This window comes from Herbihabitans rhizosphaerae (genome assembly GCF_004216555.1).
Lineage (GTDB): Bacteria > Actinomycetota > Actinomycetes > Mycobacteriales > Pseudonocardiaceae > Herbihabitans > Herbihabitans rhizosphaerae.
Genome location: NZ_SGWQ01000003.1, coordinates 555995 through 571464, shown reverse-complemented (window position 1 = coordinate 571464; position 15470 = coordinate 555995). Strand labels below are relative to the sequence as shown.

Here is a 15470-nt window from a genome sequence, read left to right as displayed (position 1 = left end):
CACCTACACCTCGATCCACCTACTCTCGGCCCACCTACCTGACTTCCCGCAGCCGGGTGTGTTGACCGCACCGAGCGAAAACACGCTGAGGTCGAAACTCATTGTCGAGGGCGGTCGCCCTTACGACGCCGGAGAGACAGAGGGCGAGGAACGAGCCCACTGTCCCGGAGGAGGCGTGACTGGACCACCCACGCAACCCAGCCACCCACCCTCGGCACCCAGCCACCCAATCAAAAAGACCACAACCCCGTTCGGCGAAGCCGAACCAGGCGACCTTGCCGTCGATAGAGAACACCGTGATCGATAACCTCCGCGTCACTCGGAAGAGTGGAGGGGGTCGACGTGTCGGTGAAGGGTGGCCGCGGAACGGTCGAGGAGTGGTTCCGGCGGCGAGGTCTGCCGCTGGTCGTGCGGCGGAAGGTGGTCGGCGCGGCGCTGCTGCAGAGATCCACACCGCTGCTGGTGTTCCTGCTCGCGCTGGACCCGATCCTGTCCGTGCTGGCCAGGTTCACCGACGTGCCGCAGGCCGAGTTCGACAGCCGCGTGGCGAACTCCGGCTACGTGGTCGCCCTGCTCGGGCTCACCGCGGCGGCGCTGATCGTGCCGGTGTTCCTCGGCTGGCTCGTGGCGTGGATCATGCGGCGCGCGAGCAAGGGCGTGAACCTGGTGTTCGCGCTGGTCGTGGTGCTGTTCAGCATCATCGGACTGCCCGCGCTCGAACACGCGACCGGCCTACGTGAACTGCTCGCCCCCACGGTCGGCATCAACGCGCTGACCGTGCTCGCCGTGCTCGCGTTCGTGTACACCGGCCTCGGGTCGATCCTGGCCTGGGCGCTGCGCGCGGCCATGCGCCAGTTCCGCCTGGTCGGACAGTTGACCAGCCGCGCGCTGCCGCTGCTGATGCTGGTCGTGCTGTTCTCGTTCTTCGCCGCGGAGATGTGGCAGATGGCGGGCAGCCTGCCGCGCTGGCGGATGTGGGCGGTGGTCGCGTTCCTGATCGCGCTCGGCGTGCTGTTCCTGTCCGCGATCACCTCCGACGAACTGCGCGAACTCGGTCGGTCACGCCGCGACAACGGTGTCGTCACCCATTTGGCCGGCACCCCGTTGGACGGTCTGGTGCCCGAGGAGGGCCTGGGACAGCCGCATCGGGTGCGATTCACCGAACGGGCGAACCTGGTACTGGTGTTCTTCTTCGCCCAGGCACTGCAGATCGCCGTGTTCGGCATGCTGGTCTTCGGGTTCTTCCTCGTGTTCGGCGCGTTGTCGGTAACACCCGAGGTCGCGAAGGCGTGGAGCACCCACGACCTGAGTCGCGGCGAGCTGTTCGGCCTGCACCTGCCGGTGAGCAACGAGCTGGTGCAGGTGTCGCTGTTCTTGAGCGTGTTCTCCGCGCTTTACTTCGCGGCAACCATGACGACCGACCCGGTTTACCGGAAGTCGTTCTTCGACCCTTTGATCGCCGACATGCGCGTTTCGCTCGCTGCGCGTGAGGTATATCTCGCCCGTTGGGGCGACGAAATCCGCCACCGACATGCGGATAATCGGTGAGCGCGGGGACCAGCTCCAGGAAAGGTGGTCTGTGGTGGCCAGCGAAATGATCGGTCCGGACGGAACCCGAGACCCGAATCCGCCACCCTTCACACCAGATCCGTTGTCCGGTTTGGTCACCGGCGGTGGACGTGCCGTGCAGCAGCACCGGGACGTGTGGGCGCCCAAGCCGATCAAGGTGGAGATGCCCGACGTCGAAGAGGTGCGTCGCGCCGTCGACGCGGCGCTCGCCAACGAGGAGGCCGAGGCCGAGGAGACGCCGACGGTGCCGGCGCCTCGGCAGGAACAACAGCCGATGGCCCGGCCGACTCCCGGGGTGATCCCGCCGGCCGGCCAGCGCGGCTGGTCGCGCGTGGCGGCGATGCGCAAGCTTTCCGGGTTGCGCTCGATCCGCAACGGGCGCGGCGGCGACACGCGTCCGCCGACCGTTGACGAGGTGCGCCAGCCGGCGTCCGGCCGAACGGCCGGCATCGCCGCGGTGATCGCCTTGATCATCGTCGTGCTCATCGTGGTGTTCTACCTGATCAGCAGCCTGATCAGCAGCATCTCCAGCCTGTTCGGCTAGCACCTCGACGGCTGCGGGCAACCGCCGGACGAGTGAATTCCCGCTCGCCCGCTACCCTGGTCTCGCCGACCGCGCAGAGATGGGGTGGATGGCATCAGCGGGGGTGCGGACCTTGGTGGCTCCGCCAGCGCTCTGGCGCCGGCGGGGTCCGACGCGTCGCTGACCCACCGGGTGCGGGGTGTGCTCGCCATCCGGCCGTTCCGGCGGCTGTGGGCGGTGACGTTCCTGTGTAGTGCCGCCGACTGGTTATCACTGCTGGCCCTCACGGGCCTCGTCACCCAGATGGTCGACTCCTATCGGGCGCAGAGCTTCTCGTTCGCGGGTGTGGTGCTCACCCAACTGCTGCCCGGACTGTTCTTCGCGCCGCTCGGCGGGATTCTCGCCGACCGGTTCGACCGCCGCAAGATCATGGTCATCTGCGACCTCGGGCGGTGCGCGTTCCTGGTGTCGATCGCCGTGGTCGGCACGCCGCTGTGGCTGTTCATCGCGAACTTCTTCGTCGGCAGCTTCGCGATGATGTGGATCCCGTCCAAGGACGCGGCGGTACCCAACCTGTTGCGCCGCCGCGATCAGGTGGAGACGGCCAACCAACTCGGCATGGTGATGACCTGGGGCATCGCCGTGCTCGCCGGCGCCGGGCTGTACTCCCTGATCACCGGCTTCGGGCCGAACCTGCGCATTCCGGTCGACGCGCTGTCCATCGCCAAGATCGTGGTGATGGTGGCCGGCGCGGCCTACCTGGTCAGCGCGATCCTGATCGCCACTCGCATTCCCGAGCTGTCCCGCCGGGACACCGGCGCGCCAACCCCCACTACCTCCGCCGAGGACGCCGACAAGCCGGCCGGGTTCTGGCAGATGATCCGCGACGCCGCCCGGTTCGTGCGCACCACACCGCTGGTGCGCGGACTGTTGATCGGCATGATCGGCGCGCTCGCCGCGGCCGGCGCCGTGGTCGGCACGGTGAAGCTGTACGCGAACAGCCTGCTCGGCGGTGAGGCGGCGTTCGGCCTGCTGTTCGCGTCCGTGTTCGTGGGCCTCGGCACCGGCATGGCCGCGCTGCCCAAGGTGGCCCGCCGGCTGCCGCACAACCGGCTGTTCGGCATCTCCATCGTGCTGGCCGGCCTGCTGCTGGTGCCGGTGGCGCTGTCGCCGCACCTCGCCGTGTCGCTGCCGGCCGTCGCGCTGGTCGGCGTGTGTGCCGGCATGGCGTTCCTGACCGGCGTGACGATCATCGGCACGCAGGTGGAGGACTCGATCCGCGGCCGGATCAACGCGATCTACCAGTCGATGATGAAGATCATCCTGTTCGGCGCGACCGGCATGGTGCCGCTGCTTGTCGGGCTGGTCGAGCCGCGGCACATGAGCGTGTGGGGCAAGGAGATCATCGTCGACGGCACCCGGCCGGTGCTGGTCGGTGCCGGGGTGCTGGCGGCGCTGTTCGGCGTGGTGGCCTACCGGCAGATGGACGACCGGCGCAGCGAGTCGATCCTGGTCGACCTGCTCGCCGCGATCCGGGGCAAGGTCCGCCGGTCCACCGACGGCCTGCTGATCGCCGTCGAGGGCAACGCGGGTACGGACACCGCCGCCCAGTCGCACCTGCTCGCCGACTGGCTGCGCGGCTCCGGCAAGCGGGAGATCGTGCTGGCCAGCGATCCGGCGCTGAACGACCAGCGGCTGCGCCAAGTACTCGACAGCGCGTCGCTCACCGGCGCGCGGGCGCAGGCTCTGGTGGCCGCCGCCGTGCGCGCCGACATCGTGGAACGGCAGATCCGGCCCGCGCTGGAGCGCGGCGCGATCGTGGTGATGGAGCGCTACGTGGACAGCCCGCTGGCGCACCTGTCCGCCGCGGCGGGGCTCGATCCCGAGGAGCTGGAGGGCCTGTCCGACTGGGCCACCGCCCGGTTGCGCCCCGATGTCACCGTGCTGCTGGACACCGACCCGGGTGCGATGCCGGGCGCGAGAGCAGGCGAGGACAATTGGCGCGTGCAGCATCTGCTCAGTGAGATGGCCGCGTCCGATCCCGATCGCTACGTCGTCGTGGAGGCGGACGGTCAGGCCGACGAGGTCGGCGCGCGTGTGCGCACCGCCGTGTCCGCGACCAGCGTCGGCCGCAAGGTGCTCGCCGCGGCCGAACGCCCGAACGGGCGGGCCCGGCGGTGACCGCCCCGGTAAACGACCCGGTGATCGGCGCGGTGTGGGCCGACGTGGTCGGCCAGCCAGACGCCGTCGAGACGCTCACCGCCGCCACGCGATCCGCCGCCGCGTTGATCGACGGATCGGGTGACGCCAGCGGGATGACGCACGCGTGGCTGTTCACCGGACCGCCCGGATCCGGCCGCACGGTCGCCGCGCGCGCGTTCGCCGCGACATTGCAGTGCACCACCGACGGCATCGGCTGCGGGCAGTGCCGCGGCTGCCGCACCACGTTCGCCGGCACGCACGCCGACGTGCGGGTGGTCGTGCCGGAGGGGCTGTCGATCTCGGTCGCCGAGATGCGCGCGCTGGTGCAGTTGGCCGCGCGGCGCCCGGCGTCCGGCCGCTGGCAGGTCGTGATCATCGCCGACGCCGACCGGCTGACCGAAGGTGCGGCGAACGCGCTGCTCAAGGCGGTCGAGGAGCCGCCAGCGCGCACGGTGTTCCTGCTCTGCGCGCCGTCCGACCACCCCGACGACGTGTCGGTGACGATCCGCTCGCGGTGCCGCACGATCAACCTCCGCACGCCGTCCGCCGAGTCGATCGCCGAGGTGCTGCAGCGCCGCGACGGCATCGAAGCGGAGCTGGCCACCTGGGCCGCCTCCGTGTCCGGCGGGCACGTCGGCCGGGCGCGCCGGCTCGCCACCGACGACGCCGCTCGCGACCGCCGCGCCTCGGTGCTGCGCATCCCGCTCGGGCTGCGCCGGTTCGCCGACGTGTTCGACTGCGCCGACGCGCTGGTCAAGGCGGCCGAGACGGACGCGGCCGAGGTCAGCAAGGAGCGGGACGAGGCCGAGCTGGACGCGCTGCGCACCGCGATGGGCGCCGGCGGCACCGGCAAGGGCACCGCTGCGGCGACCCGTGGTGCCAAGGGTGCGGAGAAGGAGCTGGAGCGGCGGCAGAAGTCGCGTGCCACCCGCACCCAGCGCGACGTGCTCGACCTCGCGCTGGTCGACCTCGCCGGGTTCTACCGGGACGTGCTGGTCACCCGGAGTGGATCACCCGCCGTGCTCAACCATCCCGACCATGCCGGCCAGTCCGCGAGTGCCGCCGAGTCCTGGTCGCCGGAGTCCACCCTGGCGAGGCTCGAGGCCGTGCTCGCCTGCCGGGAGGCGCTGGAGCTGAACGTGAAACCGCGCATCGCCGTGGAGGCAATGGTCACCAGGCTCTACCGGCCAATGTGACTCACCGCCCCACGCGGACGCATCCGCGTGGGGCGATGACCCGGTCAGTTATGTGGGGGTCAATCGGCGTGCGGCCGTGGTTTCGGGCTGGGCGGACGCTGGCCGACCCGAATCCGAGCGGGCTGCCGGCGGCGGTTCGGCAGCGCGGCGACCAGGACGACGCCGAGCAGCAGCATCACGGACCCGGTCCAAAACATCGGCACCGCCTGGTACGCGGCGTTGGTGTACGCCAGCGGCGGTGGCGGGGCGCCCTGCGGAGGCGGCGGCTTCTCGCCACCCGGCGGGTACACGGTGCCGCACACCACGCCACCCTCGGGCGCGGCCGCCCTGGCGATCTGCTCGCCGAGCGAGATCTGCGCCAGCGCGGACGGCAGGCCCGGCAGGCCGAGCGCGTCGGTCGGCAGCAGCTGCAGGTCCAGCATGCGGGCCGTGGCGCCGATGTTGAACGCCTTGAACGGCTCGGTCAGCTGCAGCGACTTCTGCTCGAGGCCGGCAACACTCAGCCGCAGCACGCCGAGGTCGAGGCGCTTGAGGCCCTGGCTCGCCATGTCCATGAAGCGCTGACCGTTGGCGAGCAGGTCGCCGATGATGGGCAGGTTCGGCACGTTCGGGACACCCGGCAGCGGGACGCCGACCGGGATGTCCATCTTCGGGTTCGCCGCGTCCAGCTTGCCGAGAGTCTTGCCGCCCTGCTTCACCTCGATCAACGGCGCGATGTAGTTCACCGTGGAGGTCTTGGCGTTGCCGGTGGACGTGACCTGCAGCGTCGGCTGGCTGACCACGTTGAGCTGCAGCTCGAACGGGGTGCCGGCGAGCAGGCGAATCGAGGCGACCTGCAGTGTCGAGGTCGAGCGCACCGCCTTGTTCGGCGTGCCCGGCATGTCGACCAGCTGCACGGCCGAGCGGGTGCTCATCGTGTTCGGCAGGCTCAGCAGCGAGCCGTTGCCGTTGGCCTGCGCGTTGCCCGGGCCGGACAGGATGCCGCCGAGCGTGCTCAGCGGGCCGGCCAGCTTCTTGAGTCCGTCGACGATCTGCTGGTCGGCGGCCGGGTCGAGCTTCGGGCTGTCGAACACGCCGGTCAGGTCCGGCACGCCGGGCAGCGTCGGGATCGCGTTCAGCAGGGACATCGAGGCGACCGACGTGGACGCGTCGGAGATCGTGCCGACGCACGGGCCGAGTGTCTCGCTCCAGCGCGCGTGCACCCGGCCGTTCAGGCCGCTGACCTTGATCAGCGCGTCCAGCGGGCTGGACGGCGGGTTCAGGCCGAAGCTGGTCGGCTCGGGGTTGTCCGGCAGTGCGGTCTGCGCGATCGTGCCCGGTGCCTGCGGCGACTGGCCCTGCACGGCGATGCCGCCGGGAGACGCCTGCGCGATCGCCCGCTCCTGGGCCAGCAGCGACTCGGAGTTGGCCTGCGCGGAGGAGAGACCGAAGCCGAGCTCGGCGGCGGACTGCTTGGGCAGCTTCTCGCCGTAGCCGGGCAAAGCGGTGTTGGTGGGTACGGCGTTGGGCAGAATCCGCACGACGCCGAGCCCGGTGCCCGCGTCACCGACCGCGTGGCCGAGCGGCTGCGGGCCGATCGGTGCGGATACCGGCGGTTCGCCGGGCCCGTTCGTCGGCATCGGCGTGGTGACCGGCGGCTGGGCCATGGCGGGTACCGCGGCCAGCGCCAGCAGCGCGGCGGTCAGCGGCAGAGCCTTGGCGACGGGCAACCGTCTGCGCATCGACGGGTCCTCCTCGGAGAGCGTGCGCTGGCCACATGACCAGCACACCTGCCTAACGACGACGGTCGTCGCGGGTGACGCGCGACATACCGCTAGACTATGGCGCGTTCGCCGCCTTAGCTCAGTCGGCCAGAGCGTCTCACTCGTAATGAGAAGGTCGAGGGTTCGATTCCCTCAGGCGGCTCGCTCAGGCGACGTGTGTCTGCGGAAAGCGCAGACCACGTCGCTCGCGTCTTTTCTGGGGGCCGAGCCCCCAGACCCCCACGTTCCTACCGGGGCACCTTCCAGCGTGGTGCGCCTTACTCACGCGCTGCGCGCGTTCGTAGGCTGCGCCTGTGGTTGATCAACACGGGGCTTGGCGGAGGTTCGGCGAGCGTCTGGTTTACGACAACCGATGGGTGAAGGTGGGCCTTGCCGACGTGCGGGCGCCCAACGGTGAGCGGTGGGAGTACCACGTGGTGCACCTCGCGCGGATCGCGATCGCGTTGATCGTGAACGATCGCGACGAAGTGCTGATGTTGTGGCGGTACCGCTTCCCGACCGATCAGTGGGGCTACGAGCTGCTTGGCGGAATGGTCGAGGACGGCGAAGACTCCGTCGGCACCGCCGCCCGTGAAGCTGTCGAGGAAAGCGGCTGGCAGCCCCTCGGCGCGCCCGAACACCTGATCAGCTTCGAGCCTCTGCCGGGACAGGTCACAGCACCGGTCGACGTGTACCTGTGGCGCGCCGCCAAACACATCGGCGACCCGACCGACACCGAGGAAACCGGCCGCATCGAATGGGTCCCGCTCAATCGCGTCGTTGAGCTTGCGCGACGGCAAGAGTTGCTCGGATCCGGCACACTTATCGCGCTTCTGTACTACCTTGGAACCTCGCTCGGAGGCACGCCTTCGATATCTTGACGCCGCCGTCTACGGCGAAGTTCGACTACGGTTCCGAATTCTGAGGAAGCGCTCCAGAACGACTGTGGCACCTAGCGCGGCGACCAGCATTAGAGCCACCTCGACCTCGCCCACTGCGCCAAGCAACCCGAGTGTGACACCTAGTGCGGCGAGAATGACGATAAAGATCACGACCGGTCGGATTTTTGGCCAGAGTCGTTTCATGTGTCATGACCCTACCATCAATTGGCTGCGGTTACACGTCCCACTCGCCGGCGTGGTACCCGTTTGCCCACATCTTGGTCTTTACCTACGGGTATTCGCTTCTGATGCAGCCTTGGCCGAGGCTGCAGTTTTTCTACATGTCCCTGCATGAAGGATCCAGGTATGGAGTGGGTGTGCCCCCCGACCCAGTTTCCTGTCAAACCGCGAAATACAAAGTTCGGAGCCACTTCTGACAAGTAGTGATTTCGAACGTGTGTATTTAGATGCGTTGACCCCGTCCGCACACCAGTGCACCACGTGATGGAACGGTATGCGGTGAACCCGGGCAGAGTTTCTGATTCAACATTGAAGTCGGAAATGTAACATGCCCGAGCCGATGTATTCGTTGGCGCTTGAACAGGACGCGGAGGGTAGATCCTACGACCATTCGATCCGGGTCGTCGATCCGTCCTGCAAGCGCTGGATACTTCAAAAGAGTCGATCGTGCGGCTGGCGTGACTACTGCCACCAACTATCACTCAATCTGCCTACAAGGTGGTCTGTTTCTTATCTGTTGGATGAGCGAACGCGCGAGTCTCTTTTGGGTACTTCGTGGCAGCGTCCGCCATGCCGGTCACCGCGTGCCCGGTTGCGAGATCGGCGTGGAGCTTCGTCGCGCGCGAACGAAGGATGACAGCGTGGCGGCGGTCGCGCAGTGGTGAGCAGGATGGCGGCCAGCGGGGTAGCCCGGACGACCGGCTTGGCGGGCCGGGGCCGACTCTCGTCGGGAAATCGTGGACAATGGCGTCGCGATGAACGATGAGAGAACGGGGCGTGAATGCGGTACCAACGGTTTGTAGTGGTTGGTGACAGCTGCGCCGAGGGCCTGGACGACCCGCACCCGGACGGCGGGGTCTACCGAGGCTGGGCCGACTTCACGGCCGGCGCGCTGGCCGAGCTGAACCCCGGGCTGCGGTACGCGAACCTGGCCGTGCGCGGGCGCCGGCTGGATCAGATCACCGAGGAACAGTTTCCCGCACTCGACCGGCTGCGCCCTGACCTGGTCGCCCTGTTCGGTGGCGGCAACGATGTGCTATCCGGTAGCTGGCGTGCCGACGTCGTGGCCGCCCGGGTCGATCGCGCCGTGCGCATGCTCACCGACACCGCCCCGACGGTGGTCACCTTCACGCTGAGCGACGTGTCCCGGCTACCCGTCGGCTCGCGTCTGCGCAAGCGGATCATCGCCCTGAACGAGGCGATCCACGACTCGGCCGCCCGGCACGGCGCGCTGGTCGTGGACCTGTGGCCGGACGAGGCGGCCCGCGATCTTCGGTACTTCGGCCGCGACCGCCTGCACCTGGCCGAGGCCGGACACCGCAGGCTCGCCGCGTACCTGTTGCACCGGCTGGGCGTGCCGTACGACGAGTCCTGGCTCGCGCCGCTGGCCAGCCCGCCCCTGACGACCGGCCTGCGGGCCAGGGCGGCCGACGTCGACTGGCTGTTCCGCGAGGTCGTCCCGGTCGCCTGGTCGCGCCTGCGCAACCGCATGGTCGGCCGTTCGCCGGGTGACGGGTTCCTGCCCAAGCGCCCCGATCTGCTGCCGGTGCGCGCCAACGCGTGAGTCTATATAGACACTGGTGTTCTTAGCTCGCTAGAGTCGCCCCGTCTTCACAGACCGGACAAGGGGTGGCGATGCGGTACAAGAGACTTCTGGGGGCCGTTGCCGGTGTGGCGGTGGCGGCGTCGCTGGGCCTGACCGTGGCGGCGGAGGCGGTCGTCGGCGGGCAGCCGGCCGCGGAGGCGCCATCGTGGATGGGGTCCTTGCAGTACAAGACGAACACCGGGGAGTTCACGCACGGGTGCGGGGCCTCGCTGATCGCCCCGGAGTGGGCCGTGACGGCGCGGCACTGCGTCATCCAGGGCGCCAACACCGTGGACGTCGTCAAGGACATCCCGATCGACCCCGCGCTGATGCGACTGCGCCTCGGCAGCGCCGACCGGACCGGTGGCGGCACCATGATCGCCATCGCGGAGGTCAAGCGGCCGGCACCCAACCCGATTCCGACGGCCGGCACCGACATCGCGCTGTTGAGGCTGGCGGCGCCGGTCGGCAACGCGCCGATTCGGATCGCCGCCGACGGTGCCGCCACCGGGCCGACCAGGGTGCTCGGCTGGGGCATGGACTGCGCCGGAAAACAGTGCCCGCTTCCGGTGATGCTCAACCAGTTGGACACGCGGACCATCGGCGACATCGACTGCGCACTGCTCGCCGTTCACTTCACGGTCGAGAACTGCGTCGGCGAGTGGAACACCGGCAGGGGCAGCCACTTCGGCGACTCCGGCGGGCCCGCCGCGCGCGAGGTCAACGGCGAATGGCAGCTGACCGGGGCCGCGTCCCGGGTCATGAACGCCGGCAACGCACCGGCGATCTACGTCGACGTACCGGCCTGGCGGCAGTGGATCCGGCAGACAACCGGGATCAACTCCCTCTGAAGGAGTTACGCGCGGCCGGATTGGCGATAGCGTTCTCGGTCGTGGCGGGTGATCCGGTGGTGGCCAGTCTGGTCGGCTTGGCGGTCGGTGACGCGTACGGCGAGCAAGCCGTGTTACCGACACCGCCGCCGTGGCGGTGGACCGACGACGCCGAGATGGCCTGCTCGGTGTACGCCGTGCTGGCCCGCGACGGCCGGATCGACCAGGACGTGCTGGCCGCGTCGTTCGCCGAGCACTACGACCCCGACCGCGGTTACGGCTCGGGCGCCGGGCGCATGCTGCTGCGCCAGCGTGCCGGCGAGCCGTGGCGCGATGTGGCGGCCGACGCGTTCGGCGGCAACGGATCGTGGGGCAACGGCGCGGCCATGCGAGTGGCTCCGGTCGGCGTGTGGTTCCGCACCAGCCTCGATGACGTGGTCGATCAGGCCGCGGCGTCGGCGCGCGTCACGCACACGCATCCCGAAGGAGTGGCCGGCGCGGTCGGGGTGGCCGTGGCGGCGGCGGTGGCGACCACGACGGACGGCGACCCGGCGGCATTCCTCGACGCGGTGGCCCCCCACGTGCCGGACAGCGAGGTGCGCGACGGAATCCGGCGCGCCGGTGACCTGATCGGGGCCGACGCGCGCGAGGCCGCCGGCGTACTCGGCACCGGCGGCCGGGTGAGCGCGATGGACACCGTCCCGCTCGCGCTGTGGCTGGTCGCCCATCACCTCGACGATTTCGCGGGCGGGGTGACCACGGCGGCCGAGGTATCCGAGGACGTGGACACGATGTGCGCGATCGTCGGCGGGATCGTGGCCGCGCGGGTGACGCTCGACGGCATTCCGGCCGAGTGGCGTGCTGCCTGCGAGCCGCTGCCGGAATGGTGCGGTCTCGAATTGCGCTGATTCGAATCGACGGGTGATCCAGTTCTGGGATACCTGTTAATAGGCCGGCCCTACCAAAGTAGGTGGTGCCGGAGAATTGATCGGGGTAATCGTTTTTTGAGGCGCGGAAGTGGTTCCCATCCGACCGAAGAAGGCGGTACCGCATCATGACAAGAGGGACTCGTATCCGGAGATCTTTGTTCGCCCTGGTGGCGGGCGGTGCGCTTGCCGTCGCCGTCGGGGTGCCCGCCCAGGCGCAGGCCGAACCCGGCGTGACCTACGGAAACCAGCCCGGCGACGTCAGCGTCAACGTCGTCGGCGGTGATCCGGCGCCGGAGGGTGCCTATCCGTACATTGTCCGTCTTTCGATGGGCTGCGGTGGCGCCATGATCACCGAACAGGTGGTTTTGACCGCCGCGCACTGCGTCGACGGCACCGGTCAGGACACCTCGATCACCGCGTCGACCGGATCGGTCGATCTGAACAGCCCCAACATCGTGAAGACCCAGTCGGCCTACGTGCACGCGGGCCCCGGTGTCGGCCCCGGTGACTGGGCGCTGATCAAGCTGGCGAAGCCCGTGGCGAACGCCAAGACCATCAAGATGGCCGAGACGGCCGACGGCGACAAGGGCGAGTTCCAGATCATGGGTTGGGGCGCCGACAGGGAAGGCGGGCAACAGCAGACCAAGCTGCGGCACGCCAAGGTGCCGTTCGTCGACGACGGGACCTGCGCCGGTGCGTACTCCGACCTGGTGAAGGACAGCGAGATCTGCGCCGGCCTGATGGACCAGGGCGGCGTGGACACCTGCCAGGGTGACTCCGGTGGCCCGATGGTCCAGCTTGCCGGTGACGTGCCGACCGTGGTCGGCATCGTCAGCTGGGGCGAGGGCTGCGCCCGGCCCGGCAAGCCCGGTGTCTACGGCCAGGTGAGCTTCCTGCACGCCGAGATCAAGAAGGCGCTCGACGGCCTTCCCTGATGATCGACCCTGACGATCGACACCCGCCCGACCGGCTCTTGATTTGAATTCACTTCACGTTCAGGATGTGGAGCCAAATCGTTCCGGTCGGTCGGGTGTACTCGGTCGGGCTCACCAGGAGGGCGCATGGACCAGACCGGGCGATCGATCAGCCGCCGCGAGCTCTTCGTCGGCACGGGCGCCCTCGCGGCAGCCGCCGGCGTGCTCGCCCTTCCCGGAGGGCCGGCCGCGGCGAGTGAAGGTCGGTTTCCACTGCCGACCACCCGTGAGCTGAACGTGCTGATCACCGGTGACGCCGGAACCGGAGAGGCCGGGCAGTGGGCCGTCGCGCGGGCGGCCAAGCAGATTCACGACCGGGAGAACATCTCGCTGGCGATCGGTCTCGGCGACAACATCTACGAGAACGGTCCGGAGTCCGGCGACGACGACGAGTTCGCCAGCAAGTTCGAAAACCCTAACGCCGGAATCGACGTTCCGTGGTTGATGGTCCTGGGGAATCACGATTGCAGCGGAATTATTCCGGGTAGTGGCGGGTGGCCCAGGCGTGGCGACCACGAGGTCGAATACCATTCCCGCTCGCGCCGCTGGTACATGCCGAGCCGCTACTACTCCGTGCCGCTGCCGGCCGCCGACCCGGTCGTCGAATTCTTCGGAATCGACACGACGCCGCTGACCTCGTACGTGATGCAGACCGACCCGTACTACACCTACGACGGGCCGTTCATCCGGGAGCAGCGCGCGTGGCTGGACCGGTCCCTTGCCGCGTCGAAGGCCACCTGGAAGATCGTGTTCGCGCACCACCCGCTGCGCAACAACGGGAAGCACGGCAACGCCGGCGAGTACGACGGCATTCCGATCGGCAACTACATCAGCGGCATCCACGCGAAGAAGTTGTACGAGGAAATCGTCTGCGGGCGGGCCAATTTCATACTTTCGGGGCACGACCACACGTCGCAGATTCTCGACACGGCGGCCGAATACAAGGGAACGCAGCAAATCGTGTGCGGCGCCGCCGCGAAAACGGGCGGCGGCGACAGCAAAATCACGAACAAGTACTTCTGGCAGGATTTCTCGAGCCTCGGGTTCATGGTGATGAAGATCCGCGACACCGAGGTGGTCCTGGACGCCTACACGGTCGACCCGGCCTCCTCCTCGCCGACACTCGCGCACACCCAGACCACCCGCCGCTAGCGCCCGTGAGTGTGACCCCTCGGCCCGCCCACGCCATCGTGCTCATTCGTGCACCCCTCCCTGACCTGCACTTTTGCTGCGGCCGCTGGACTTTAGCGGGCTAAAGTACGCGGAACATGAATGGCGTTGTCGCCAAGTTTCGGACAAGTCGCAGCCGTGTCGTGTGCGTGCGGCGCGGCCACTAGAGTTCGGGTGTCGCGACTGGCGTGTTCAGGGTGGAACCGACCACCGGGGAGCGACCGAATCGGAGCGATGCCGTACGCCTGGGCGCCTCCGCCGAGTCACGTCTGCGCAGGAGGCCACCCATGCACGAGCCCGCGATCTCCCACCTGTCCGCCGCCGACCCCGAGCTGGCCGGACTGGTCGAGGCCGAAGCCACGCGCCAGTACGAGAAGGTCCGCCTGATCGCCTCGGAGAACTACGTCTCCACCGCGGTGCTAGAGGCGACCGGAACGGTGCTCACCAACAAGTACTCCGAGGGCTACGCGGGCAAGCGCTACTACGAGGGCCAGCAGGTCATCGACCAGGTGGAGACGCTGGCCATCGAGCGGGCCAAGGCGCTGTTCGGCGTCGACCACGCGAACGTGCAGCCCTACTCCGGCTCGCCGGCCAACCTCGCCGTGTACATGGCGCTGGCCAACCCCGGCGACACGGTGATGGGCATGGCGCTGCCGGACGGCGGGCACCTCACCCACGGCTGGGGCGTCTCGGCGACCGGCAAGTGGTTCAACCCGGTGCGCTACGGCGTGGCCAAGGAGACCGGCACGGTGGACCTCGACCAGGTGCGCGACCTGGCCCGCGAGCACCGGCCGAAGCTGATCTTCTGCGGCGGCACCGCGATCCCGCGCACGATCGACTTCCCGGCGTTCGCCGAGATCGCCCGCGAGGTGGACGCCGTGCTGGTGGCCGACATCGCGCACATCGCCGGTCTGGTCGCCGGTGGCGCGCACCCGTCGCCGGTCGGCCACGCCCAGATCACCTCCACGACCACGCACAAGACGCTGCGCGGGCCGCGCGGCGCGATGGTGTTCTCCGACGCCGAGTACGCCAAGGCGCTGGACAAGGCGGTGTTCCCGGGCCTGCAGGGTGGCCCGCACAACCACACCACCGCGGCGATCGCGGTGTCGCTGGGCGAGGCGGCCACGCCCGAGTTCCGCGTCTACGCGCACGCCGTGGTGGCCAACGCGAAGGCACTCGCCGCGGCACTGCTGGAGCGCGGTTTCGACCTGGTCTCCGGCGGCACCGACAACCACCTGATCCTGGTCGACCTGACCAGCAAGGGCATCGGCGGCAAGCCGGCCGCCCAGGCACTGGACCGTGCGGGCATCGAGCTGAACTACAACACCGTGCCGTTCGACCCGCGCAAGCCGTTCGACCCGTCGGGCATCCGGCTGGGCACCGCGGCGATCACCACGCGCGGGCTGGACGTGGATCTGATGCCGAAGGTCGCCGAGTGGATGGACGGCGCGGTCACCGCGGCGGGCGCCGGGGACGAGGCGGCCATCGAGCGGATCGCCGCCGAGATCCGCGAGCTGTTGGCCGGCTACCCGATGCCTGGCTACACCGCGTAACCGAATCGAGCCGGATTCCGCTGCGAGCGGAGTCACAGGTAATTCGTTTGCACTAACCCACGCCCAAGAGGATAGT

Annotated in this window: 12 protein-coding genes, 1 tRNA gene and 1 riboswitch; of the genes, 12 read left to right on the top strand and 1 reads right to left on the bottom strand. The window is 68.9% G+C overall.

Going from position 1 to position 15470, the window contains the following annotated elements; translation table 11 throughout:
* The first annotated feature begins 342 nt into the window (after positions 1–342).
* The 4 genes from EV193_RS12410 (at position 343) to EV193_RS12395 (ending at position 5490) form a co-directional block, all read left to right on the top strand.
* Complete coding sequence (locus tag EV193_RS12410) at positions 343–1548, top strand: hypothetical protein (RefSeq protein ID WP_130344179.1); 1206 nt, start codon at positions 343–345, stop codon at positions 1546–1548.
* Positions 1549–1651: 103 nt separating this feature from the next.
* Complete coding sequence (locus EV193_RS12405) at positions 1652–2113, top strand: hypothetical protein (RefSeq protein ID WP_130344178.1); 462 nt, start codon at positions 1652–1654, stop codon at positions 2111–2113.
* An 84-nt stretch (positions 2114–2197) separates the two neighbouring features.
* Positions 2198–4273 (top strand): bifunctional MFS transporter/dTMP kinase, encoded by a 2076-nt coding sequence (locus EV193_RS12400; protein WP_242613321.1) that lies wholly within the window; start codon positions 2198–2200, stop codon positions 4271–4273.
* The gene (locus tag EV193_RS12395; protein ID WP_242613320.1) at positions 4270–5490 is read left to right on the top strand and encodes a DNA polymerase III subunit delta'; all 1221 of its coding nucleotides are present in this window, start codon (positions 4270–4272) and stop codon (positions 5488–5490) included. Before EV193_RS12400 ends, EV193_RS12395 begins: the two co-directional genes overlap by 4 nt.
* Before the next feature lie 59 nt (positions 5491–5549).
* On the opposite strand, the gene EV193_RS12390 is transcribed toward EV193_RS12395, so the two are convergent.
* A complete protein-coding gene (locus EV193_RS12390; RefSeq protein WP_207222599.1) occupies positions 5550–7211 on the bottom strand; it encodes a hypothetical protein in 1662 nt (553 codons plus the stop codon).
* 110 nt (positions 7212–7321) lie between these two features.
* On the opposite strand from EV193_RS12390, the gene EV193_RS12385 reads away from it, so the two are divergent.
* From EV193_RS12385 to EV193_RS12350, 8 genes are all read left to right on the top strand, one after another.
* Positions 7322–7395, top strand: a tRNA-Thr gene (locus tag EV193_RS12385).
* 151 nt (positions 7396–7546) lie between these two features.
* Positions 7547–8113, top strand: coding sequence for an NUDIX hydrolase (locus EV193_RS12380; protein WP_130344177.1), 567 nt, complete (start codon positions 7547–7549; stop codon positions 8111–8113).
* Positions 8114–9134: 1021 nt separating this feature from the next.
* Positions 9135–9917 carry an SGNH/GDSL hydrolase family protein gene (locus EV193_RS12375; RefSeq protein ID WP_130344176.1) on the top strand — a complete coding sequence of 261 codons (783 nt, stop codon included), beginning with the start codon at positions 9135–9137 and terminating at the stop codon, positions 9915–9917.
* Between the two features lie 71 nt (positions 9918–9988).
* Positions 9989–10789 (top strand): S1 family peptidase, encoded by an 801-nt coding sequence (locus EV193_RS34075; protein ID WP_130344175.1) that lies wholly within the window; start codon positions 9989–9991, stop codon positions 10787–10789.
* Between the two features lie 41 nt (positions 10790–10830).
* Positions 10831–11676, top strand: coding sequence for an ADP-ribosylglycohydrolase family protein (locus EV193_RS12365; RefSeq protein ID WP_242613319.1), 846 nt, complete (start codon positions 10831–10833; stop codon positions 11674–11676).
* Between the two features lie 188 nt (positions 11677–11864).
* Complete coding sequence (locus EV193_RS12360; RefSeq protein ID WP_242613318.1) at positions 11865–12632, top strand: S1 family peptidase; 768 nt, start codon at positions 11865–11867, stop codon at positions 12630–12632.
* 126 nt (positions 12633–12758) lie between these two features.
* Positions 12759–13823 carry a metallophosphoesterase gene (locus EV193_RS12355; RefSeq protein WP_130344172.1) on the top strand — a complete coding sequence of 355 codons (1065 nt, stop codon included), beginning with the start codon at positions 12759–12761 and terminating at the stop codon, positions 13821–13823.
* A 187-nt stretch (positions 13824–14010) separates the two neighbouring features.
* Positions 14011–14099, top strand: a riboswitch (ZMP/ZTP riboswitch).
* Positions 14100–14128: 29 nt separating this feature from the next.
* The gene (locus EV193_RS12350; RefSeq protein WP_130344171.1) at positions 14129–15394 is read left to right on the top strand and encodes a serine hydroxymethyltransferase; all 1266 of its coding nucleotides are present in this window, start codon (positions 14129–14131) and stop codon (positions 15392–15394) included.
* The last annotated feature ends 76 nt before the right edge of the window (positions 15395–15470 follow it).

Excerpts from the sequence above, each read along its gene's own strand:
- EV193_RS12350 (WP_130344171.1), top strand. The coding sequence starts at position 14,129 with ATGCACGAGCCCGCGATCTCCCACCTGTCCGCCGCCGACCCCGAGCTG.
- EV193_RS12390 (WP_207222599.1), bottom strand. The coding sequence starts at position 7,211 with ATGCGCAGACGGTTGCCCGTCGCCAAGGCTCTGCCGCTGACCGCCGCG.
- EV193_RS12375 (WP_130344176.1), top strand. The coding sequence starts at position 9,135 with ATGCGGTACCAACGGTTTGTAGTGGTTGGTGACAGCTGCGCCGAGGGC.
- EV193_RS12355 (WP_130344172.1), top strand. The coding sequence starts at position 12,759 with ATGGACCAGACCGGGCGATCGATCAGCCGCCGCGAGCTCTTCGTCGGC.
- EV193_RS34075 (WP_130344175.1), top strand. The coding sequence starts at position 9,989 with ATGCGGTACAAGAGACTTCTGGGGGCCGTTGCCGGTGTGGCGGTGGCG.